Annotated in this window: 8 protein-coding genes; 4 read left to right on the plus strand and 4 right to left on the minus strand. The window is 35.1% G+C overall.

The window, feature by feature from the left end; genetic code table 11:
- Nucleotides 1-509 precede the first annotated feature (509 nt).
- The 4 genes from E1171_RS13995 to E1171_RS14010 all read left to right on the plus strand — a co-directional run bounded on the left by E1171_RS13995 (nt 510) and on the right by E1171_RS14010 (nt 4,305).
- On the plus strand, nt 510-1,454 hold the full coding sequence (locus E1171_RS13995) for an acetyl-CoA carboxylase carboxyltransferase subunit alpha (protein ID WP_155206652.1): 945 nt from the start codon (nt 510-512) through the stop codon (nt 1,452-1,454).
- A 219-nt stretch (nt 1,455-1,673) separates the two neighbouring features.
- On the plus strand, nt 1,674-2,525 hold the full coding sequence (locus tag E1171_RS14000) for an MBL fold metallo-hydrolase (protein ID WP_155206653.1): 852 nt from the start codon (nt 1,674-1,676) through the stop codon (nt 2,523-2,525).
- A gap of 181 nt (nt 2,526-2,706) precedes the next feature.
- Complete coding sequence (locus E1171_RS14005; RefSeq protein ID WP_155206654.1) at nt 2,707-3,480, plus strand: patatin-like phospholipase family protein; 774 nt, start codon at nt 2,707-2,709, stop codon at nt 3,478-3,480.
- A 195-nt stretch (nt 3,481-3,675) separates the two neighbouring features.
- A complete protein-coding gene (locus E1171_RS14010) occupies nt 3,676-4,305 on the plus strand; it encodes a 1-acyl-sn-glycerol-3-phosphate acyltransferase (RefSeq protein WP_155206655.1) in 630 nt (209 codons plus the stop codon).
- Between the two features lie 64 nt (nt 4,306-4,369).
- Here the strand turns inward: E1171_RS14010 and E1171_RS14015 are convergent, their stop codons facing one another.
- The 4 genes from E1171_RS14015 to E1171_RS14030 all read right to left on the minus strand — a co-directional run.
- Entirely contained in the window at nt 4,370-4,882 is a 513-nt protein-coding gene (locus E1171_RS14015; RefSeq protein WP_187696455.1) for a GNAT family N-acetyltransferase, read from the minus strand.
- 146 nt (nt 4,883-5,028) lie between these two features.
- On the minus strand, nt 5,029-6,003 hold the full coding sequence (locus tag E1171_RS14020) for a DUF3078 domain-containing protein (RefSeq protein ID WP_155206657.1): 975 nt from the start codon (nt 6,001-6,003) through the stop codon (nt 5,029-5,031).
- Nucleotides 6,004-6,451: 448 nt separating this feature from the next.
- Nucleotides 6,452-7,804, minus strand: a complete 1,353-nt coding sequence (locus E1171_RS14025; RefSeq protein WP_155206658.1) for a sigma-54 dependent transcriptional regulator — start codon at nt 7,802-7,804, stop codon at nt 6,452-6,454.
- 866 nt (nt 7,805-8,670) lie between these two features.
- On the minus strand, nt 8,671-9,034 hold a 364-nt coding region (locus E1171_RS14030; protein ID WP_155206659.1), incomplete at its 5' end, for a peptidylprolyl isomerase.

Raw genomic sequence — 9,034 nt, forward strand, 5'->3', positions numbered from 1 at the left:
AAAAGGGTTTGGATAAGATTCGTCTTAAAGATGTGTTGTGTTAACCTTTAATGATTAGAGATCCCCAGATTCCTGTTGTTCCTTTAAAAGGTAAATGTTTTTTGTTTTTTCAATGAGGTTGGATTTTCTGGTTAACCTTTTTTTTTATTTAAGTTTGCTGGAATAAAAAATGACGGAGTGTAGGATAATCCCTGATTAGTAAGTTTGACTGAGCTTTTCGAAAAATAGGTTATTGAAAGATTATTATTGGAGGAGCATGAAAATTCTTCCCACTCTCTTATATTTGAAATGTTAAACATAAAAACACCCAAGTAGCACTGCTTTATAATAATGCTGAAAAGGGGATTTGGGAATTCGGCTACTGAAAGCAACTATTTTTAGACGATAATTGGATATGCAATTTGCCAATTGGAAGAGGAGGAAGCGTGGCTTTTACCTAAATCTTTTTTATTGTGAGCGGGAGAAAATGAATAATTTGCTAAATTTGTGTTTTAAACCATAAAACAGATATGTTGGAATTTGAGAAACCCATAGCGGAACTGGAGGCTAAATTGGCTGACATGAGGCATCTGGCCGAAGCGAATAAAGTGGATGTGTCAGAAGCCGTTGCTTCGCTGGAGGAGAAGATCGAACGCCTTAAAAAGGAAACATTTGAAAATCTTACCCGCTGGCAAAGGGTACAATTGGCTAGACACCCCGACAGACCTTATACTTTGGATTATATATATGCAATGACTGATGACTTTATTGAACTTCATGGTGACCGTACAGTAGCTGATGATAAGGCTATGGTGGGTGGCTTTGCTACAATGGAGGGACAGTCTTTCATGTTTATTGGGCAGCAAAAGGGAAGAAATACAAAGGAACGACAGCTTAGGAATTTTGGAATGGCAAATCCTGAAGGGTATCGGAAGGCTTTGCGTTTAATGAAAATAGCTGAAAAATTTAACAAACCTATAGTTACCTTGATTGATACTCCTGGAGCCTTTCCAGGCCTAGAGGCTGAGGAAAGAGGTCAGGGAGAAGCTATTGCTCATAACCTGAGGGAAATGTTTATGTTAAAAGTACCAGTTATTTGTATAATAATTGGTGAGGGAGCTTCTGGTGGGGCTTTAGGGATTGCAATTGGAGACCGAGTGCTCATGCTTGAAAATTCCTGGTATTCTGTAATTTCTCCAGAAAACTGTTCTAATATTTTGTGGAGAACTTGGAATTATAAAGAGCAGGCTGCTGAAGCACTGAAATTAACGGCAAATGATATGTTTTCCAATGGGCTAGTAGATGGCATTATCAAAGAACCATTAGGTGGGGCCCATACAGCGCTCTCGGAAGTGGCTGAAACCTTAAAAGAGACAATTTTTAAAAATTTGAAGGAACTGAATGCTCAAAGTGCAGAAGAACGCATTAGTGATAGAATGGATAAGTTTGGCGCTATGGGAGTTGTTGCCGAATAAAAAGAGCTTGAATTTGGATTTTGAAACCGTAGGATTTATTTCTTACGGTTTTTTTTATTTAACACGGGCAATCTGATAACTTTACTATTTACAAGTTAAAAGAAACTATTTAGAATTACGCCATACAAAAAGAGGATCTTGTGTATTAAACTTGATGCTTTTTGGCTTTTTGAAATTTTTTTATAAGGTCCTAAACATTTATTTATTGATTATTCTACTATGAAACTACATGTGATAGATACTGGCTTTTTTAAACTGGATGGGGGTGCCATGTTCGGGGTGGTTCCTAAAGTTTTATGGGAAAGAACCAATCCTGCAGATGAAAAGAACTTATGCACCTGGGCAATGCGGTGCTTACTTATAGAGGATGGGAGTAAACTTATTTTAATTGATAATGGCATTGGTGATAAGCAAGATGCTCGTTTTTTTAGTCATTATTATTTGCATGGAGAGGCGTCATTACAAAATTCCTTAAAAAAGGCGGGATTTTCCACAGACGATGTTACAGATATGTTCTTAACCCACCTTCATTTTGATCACTGTGGGGGAGGAGTTCAGTATGCTGGGGAAGGGAAAAAAGAAAGGCTGGAATTGGTATTTAAAAATGCAAGATATTGGTCCAATGATGATCATTGGAAATGGGCAACCCAACCCAATGCTAGAGAAAAGGCCTCATTTTTACGTGAAAATATTTTGCCTATGGAGGAAAGTGGGCATCTGAATTTTATTTCTGTCAATGAGGGATCCCCTTTTGAATCTTTTGACATTCTTTTTGTAGATGGGCATACCGATAAACAAATGCTCCCAAAAATTAAATATAAAGATAAAACCATAGTTTTTGCTGCTGACTTAATTCCTTCTGTTGGGCATATTCCACTTCCTTATGTGATGGGGTATGATACTCGTCCTTTATTGACTTTAAAGGAAAAGGAATCTTTTTTAAAGGAAGCCGTTGATAATGGGTATATTTTATTTTTTGAGCACGATTCTGTAAATGAATGTTGCACCCTCATCAATACCGAAAAGGGAGTTCGTGTAGACAAGACTTTTAAATTGGAAGAAATACTTTAGAATTGTTCTAAAGGTTTTGTCTTTAAGGTTCCAAAAGGCCTTTGCAGTAAATAGAAAATTCTAAGTCATGTTCATGGGCTCAACCAGAAATTATAGTGAACTAAAGCCTGATTCCAGTTATTATATGTATAGTCCGTATTGATACCTTTTAATTTTTGGACATCATGAATTGAATACATGGATGAAATTGGGGTTAACATTTTCTGGGGGAGGGGCCAAGGGTTTTGCCTTTGCCGGAATTCTTAAAACATTGGATGAGCATAAAGTAAAAATAGATATCCTTTCCGGTTCTAGTATTGGAGCCATGGTTGGTGCTCTTTATGCTTATGGGTTTTCCCCTGACGAGATGTTGAAGATTTTTGGAAAGATTCGTTTATGGAAATATTTTAAGCCTTCCTTTAAACGGGGAGGTTTATTTTCCATGAATTTGCTGGAAGGCCTTTTTCGGAAACATCTTTCTTCTGATGATTTTTCTTCTTTAGAGATTCCATTGGTGGTCACTGCTACTAATGTTCGGACCGGAGAGTTACATTATTTTAAAGAAGGACCTTTAATTCGTCCCGTAATGGCTTCAGCATGTCTGCCAGTAATTTTCCAACCCGTGGAAATTAACGGAGAACTATTTATGGACGGGGGGGTACTTGAAAATTTACCCGTAAAACCCATTAAGCCCATTTGTGATAAGGTTATAGCCCTACATTGCAATCCAATTGATAAGGATTTTAGGGAGCATAAATTATCATTAAGACGCTTGATGGAGCGTTCCCTTTTTATGGCTATTGGCTGTAATGTGAATAGACAGATTCACCTTTGTGATCTTTTTTTGGAACCACCTGGACTGCAACATTACAAGGTGTTCGAGCTTCATAAAGCCGAGGAATTGTTTGAACTTGGATATAAATTTTCTCAGAAAAACATAAACCATATTCTTAATTTGATTTATGGCCAAGTTTAAAATTTTTGTTTCAGGTACTTTTTTAAAGTAAATTGCCGTTTGAAAAAGAGTGGAATTGGGGTTGGTTTGAATAAATTGGTGCTTGTTCCATGAGAAGATGGCCTCTCAAGTATTTCGCTTTTTTCTTAATAACTTATTTTTTGGTGGGGGAGAGAGGTTGGACTTTTTTATTGAAATTTTTTTAAATAGGTATTTATGTCAAGGCTATTGAGATGGTGGTTTTACCGTTCAGGATGGAAGGTGGAGGGGAAATTTCCGGATGATTTTTCAAAATGTGTAGTATGTGCTGCTCCACATACCTCTAATTGGGATTTTTTGTATGGAATTGCTACTATTGATATTTTGGGTTTACACTTTAAATATGCCATTAAAAAAGAATGGACTGATTCCTTACTTGGTCCTTTATTGAAGAGAAGTGGGGCAATAGGAATTGATAGAAAAAAGGGGGAGGTTGCCAGGCAAGGAGAGAAAATTAGTGCTGTGGATGCAATGGTAAATTTGTTTGACGATTATGAGGAATTGTATTTATTGTTGACTCCTGAAGGTACAAGAAGTGCCGTAGATCGACTAAAGACAGGGTTTTACCGTGTGGCCCTACAAGCCAAAGTACCAATTGTATTGTGTTATATTGATTATGGCAAAAAGGTTACTGGGATAGGACCTGTATTTGAGCCAACTGGAAACATGGAAAATGATTTGGAGACTATAGAGCAATTCTTTTCCACCAAAATAGGAAAACATCCGCATAAAGGAATTGGATTTAATAGGAGAAGAAAGAAAGGAGATAAAAAATCAAAGGCCAAGGAATTAATAATGCATAATTGATAAAAATGAGTGAAGAGCGGTAATCATATTGGGAATTTCATTGTCACTCCTCACCCTTAACTATTCACTCTCCATCATTTTCAAAGTCTTTTAAATAGAAACGATCAATTTTAAAATGGCCAGTGCTTCCCATGGATTTTTCAATAGGACGGAAGCCCACCTTAAGATAAAGGCCTTGAGCTTCATCCATTTGTTGAGTTGTTTCTATATAACACTTTTTAAATCCCAGTTTTTTTGCTTGCTCCAAGCAAATATTTAAAAGGGCTTTTCCCAGGCCTTTTCCTCGTACTTCTTTTAGGAAATACATTTTCTGAAATTCGCATATGGTTTCATCCCCTCCTCTTAATGGGGAAATTCCACCTCCTCCCAACACCTTATCCTCTTTTGTAATTACATAATAAAAAGACCGCTCACCTTTATAGGCATTATACATGGATTTTGTCTCGGGGTCACTACCTGCATAGCCTTCACCTTCCGCCCCGTATTCTTTTAAAACATTAAGTATAATATTCTCTATGTAAGGATTGTCTTCTTCACTAATTGGCCGGATAAAATAACCGTTTCCAAGTTCTATCATTTGGCTCATTATTTCACTAAAAAAATATTAAAAAACAACAGATGTAAAAACTGGCAATTGAAGAGTACCAAGTTTCCTTGATTTGATAAGTGTTTATGGATTGAACCCTAATTTGGCGTTTTAAGTTAAACTTTAATCTCTAATTCTTAATTTAAATTAAAAGATAATCCGATTCCAAGTACTTCTTTCCATTGCAAACGGGGCCCTTTCAGGATAGTGTTCCCTTCGGAGTCCGTCATAGAAGTTTTAACATCGTCATCGTAAATAAACTGGGTATTTAGGCTGGCTGAAATAAATTTATTCACTTTCATGGATATAAGAATCTCCCAATTAAAATCCATATTCTGGGGTTTGTAGAGATAATTGGAAAATAACTCCATATTGGTTTGAAGATTGATATTTTCCATAATTTCCTGCTTCAAAAAGAAATTTAAATAGCCTCCAAATTGATGTTGTGCCTTCTGTCCAGGGGTTACGGTATAAAGCCCTTCATTTGCCAGTCGCTCATCATTAACAATAATAGTTCTTCCCGTTAATGGAGAAAAATAGAAAGAAAATTGATCTTTTGGTTTATAATCTAAACCTAGTGAGTAGGTAAGATATGCTGGGGCCATAAAGCGTGAAAAATAGTTTTCCTCCTCCGAATTTTCAAAACCTTTGGCGAACTGGGTTTTAAAGTCGATTAATGTAGAATAATACCATTTATCAACAAAATTTCGTCCAAGTTTAGAGGTGAAATTAATATTGTCGTCGCTCTTGATAGGTTTTTGTCCTTCTTGAAACTGTTTTCCAAAGGCTAAAACCAACCTGTTGGTCCAAGAATACTTTTTCCCATTATAATTCAAATAAGCATCTATCAAAGAGTTTCCTGCAATGGAGTTGGCACCTCCTCCGGCCCAGTTTTTAAAAGTGGCCTGTGAAAAATTTAGGGAAAATAATCCGCCAGCTTTCCAATTTTTTAATGAGTCAGGGGTGCTTTCTTCCTCTCCTTGCTTAGAGTGAGAGTTGGCATCGTTTTTCCATGTTTTAAGAGAATCCAATGTTATATATTGTGCATTAACGGAAAGACCCAAAAAGATCAAAAGATTGCTTAATAGTAAAAAAATGACAGGCTTTTTCATCTATTTAGTATTGTTTAGTCTTATAGGTGCATAAATTAGTTTAAAAAAACAGTACTATACGGCCTTTATAAAATTCTAAATTTAAAGAATTATTTATTAGCGAAAGATTAAAAATAATCTTAGATCATTTTTTCTATACCTCATATTTGAAGGTATAACTTTGATTTTGCAAAGTAACACTTTTAAAATTTAACTTAAGTGAGAGATGGACGCAAAATTTTAAAATTCCCTTTGATCTATCTTTTTTGTATTAAAAGGGTGAAAAATTTAATTTTTCCATGACAAGTGGCTTAATCGAAAAGAAGCTGATTTTTGACTATAAGTGAGAGGTGGCCGGCTTATAGGATAACATAAAAAAATCTTTAAAAAGACAATTTGATGGTTTCCTGTCGGGTTAAGTTAATGAGTCGGTAGATTCCTTTTTACATTCTTTTCTAATTCTTTTTTTCTAAAAGCTGTATTCTTTTTCTTCCAAATTTTTTAGGTGCCGATAAATTGTTGATTTTCCTACTTGTAGTTTTTGAGCTACCTTCATTACATTATGATCATATTTTTGAAGAAAATGATGAATAATTTTTAAGTTGTATTCTTTTAGGGTAAGCTCTTGATCAGTGGAAAATGGTTTTTCATGGGAGTCTTCGAATATCAAGTCTTTTTCCTTGATTTCATTATTGTTGGCCATGACGGCGGCCAATTCAATTATTGATTTTAACTCTCTAATATTTCCAGGATATGAATAGGTAAGTAGTTTCTTCTCAGCTTTTTCACTGAATTTGTAAGATGTTAAATGGTTTTCCTTGCAAAAACCTTCAAGTAATTGTCTGGCAATTTGAAGAATGTCTCTTCCTCTTTCCCTTAAAGGAGGTAAGTATACTGGAATACCTAGTAAGCGGTAATAAAGATCTTTTCTGAAATTTCCTTGCCTTACCTCTTCGGATAAATTGCGGTTGGTGGCTGTAATGACCCTAACATCTAATTTTATGACCTCATTTCCCCCAATTCTTACCAATTCTTTTTCTTGTAGAACCCTTAAAAGTTTACTCTGTAGGTTTAAACTCATTTCACCAATTTCATCCAAGAGAATGGTACCTTTATTGGCCAGTTCAAATTTTCCTATTCTTCTTTTAATAGCTCCACTAAAGGCTCCTTGTTCATGTCCAAATAACTCGCTCTCGATTAGTTCAGGGGGGATGGCCGTTATGTTTACGGCAACAAAAGGGCCATGACACATTTTAGAATTGTCATGAATGGTTTTAGCGGTAATTTCTTTTCCAGTACCCGTTTCACCAAAGATGGATACCGTAATGTTAGTTTTAACAGCCTTCTTTAAAGTAGAAATTACCTTTTTTATAGGCTGACTTTCTCCAATTATTGAGTGACTGAAATTGGCATTGGTTTCTTGGCAAAAATTAATTGATTCTGATTTCTCTGAATCCCTAATGAGATGATTTAAAGCGTTTAAAAGGTTTTGTTTTAATTGCTGGTCCGCTAAAACATAGTCTCTGGCTCCATTTCGAAATGCCTTGGATACCTGTTGGGCATTGTTCACCATTGATACAATAACTATTGGTGTAACAGGGTGAAGTGATGATAATTGTTTTAGCTTTTTTAAATCGAGGTGTTTTTCATTTAGCTGAACTACAATAACCTGTATTGAGTAATCTGCCTTTTTTAAGCAATGGTGCCAATTTTGGGAGCATATCGTTTTATAGTCTGGGTTTAAATTTATGATGTAGTTAAGGGATTTTAGGGTGCCTGGATCTTCGGCATATATTAGTATTCTATTCTTTTCTTTAGACATTCCAATAAGTGGTTTGAAGAACTTTTTTAGGTGGGCGCTTTTAGAAATCAGTAATATAATATTCTAAAAGCGACAAGTGGATGTGTAAGACAGTATTTCGGTTAATTTTGGATTGGATTCGTAACAGGCAGGTTTGAACTTAATTATTTCTTCCTTTAGAATTTTGAAGGGGCTTATTCCTTTTTATTTAATATTTAGGGAATCTGTCAGAAAGTAAATAAAAAATTCTAAGATTCGCCTGAGAATTTGAAGGTAAATTGCCTTGAAGTAATGTTAGAAATGCTAATATTTTAATTTGCGGGGTTCTTTTTTTTCTGTGGTCTGTTTTGGGGGATTTGTTCTATGCCCATAATTATAATTTTTTGGATATGGCTCTTTAGGAATTAGTGGCTGAAGTAAAGGAGAACTAGATAAACTTTTTTCAGAATTGTTACATAGCAGTAAAACTGAAAACTAGAATGTTTGTTTAATTTTTTAATTCAATCATTAGAGGGGAGAATTGGGGGAGTAATGTATTTAGGTTAAAATTTAATTTTTGTCTGTTTTTAACATTAGTTCTTTCTTTTTCTATATATAATTAAATGGAAAAAACGATAAAGTATTTTTATTGAAATTCTTCAGAAAAGATTGATTTATTTGAACTTTAGGACTTAAAATCCCTTTTTTCAGTTTATAGGTGAGGAAGTGGTATAAAGGAGTCCCTTTGAAATGAATTGATTTAAACTACTATTAAATCCTCAAAGCTTCTTTTAATCTTTTTTGCTAAAGTAATGCGAGTTGGGAGGACTTTTAAAACCCGCATGAAGCTTTTGCTCCATGCGGAATTAATAAAATTAAAAGGTCAACAGTATTAGCTCTGATGATTTTTAATCTTCTAAGATCACGATTTTTTCAATGCGGTCTCCTTGACGAATATCATCAATCACTTCTAAACCTTCTACCACCTTTCCGAAGCAAGTATGATTTCTATCCAGGTGTGAGGTATTATCTCTACTGTGGCAAATGAAAAATTGTGAACCTCCAGTGTTTCTTCCGGCATGGGCCATGGATAAAACTCCTCTATCATGATATTGGTTTTCTCCGTCTAATTCACAGTCAATACTATAGCCTGGTCCTCCGGCACCGGTACCGTCCGGGCATCCTCCTTGGATCACGAAATTAGGGATCACTCTATGAAAAGTTAATCCATCATAAAATCCTTTATTTGAAAGATCAATAAAGTTCTTAACA

This window comes from Xanthovirga aplysinae (genome assembly GCF_009711365.1).
Taxonomy (GTDB): Bacteria; Bacteroidota; Bacteroidia; order Cytophagales; family Cyclobacteriaceae; genus Xanthovirga; species Xanthovirga aplysinae.

Excerpts from the sequence above, each read along its gene's own strand:
- E1171_RS14025 (WP_155206658.1), bottom strand. The coding sequence starts at position 7,804 with ATGTCTAAAGAAAAGAATAGAATACTAATATATGCCGAAGATCCAGGC.
- E1171_RS13995 (WP_155206652.1), top strand. The coding sequence starts at position 510 with ATGTTGGAATTTGAGAAACCCATAGCGGAACTGGAGGCTAAATTGGCT.
- E1171_RS14015 (WP_187696455.1), bottom strand. The coding sequence starts at position 4,882 with ATGATAGAACTTGGAAACGGTTATTTTATCCGGCCAATTAGTGAAGAA.
- E1171_RS14010 (WP_155206655.1), top strand. The coding sequence starts at position 3,676 with ATGTCAAGGCTATTGAGATGGTGGTTTTACCGTTCAGGATGGAAGGTG.
- E1171_RS14020 (WP_155206657.1), bottom strand. The coding sequence starts at position 6,003 with ATGAAAAAGCCTGTCATTTTTTTACTATTAAGCAATCTTTTGATCTTT.
- E1171_RS14005 (WP_155206654.1), top strand. The coding sequence starts at position 2,707 with ATGAAATTGGGGTTAACATTTTCTGGGGGAGGGGCCAAGGGTTTTGCC.
- E1171_RS14000 (WP_155206653.1), top strand. The coding sequence starts at position 1,674 with ATGAAACTACATGTGATAGATACTGGCTTTTTTAAACTGGATGGGGGT.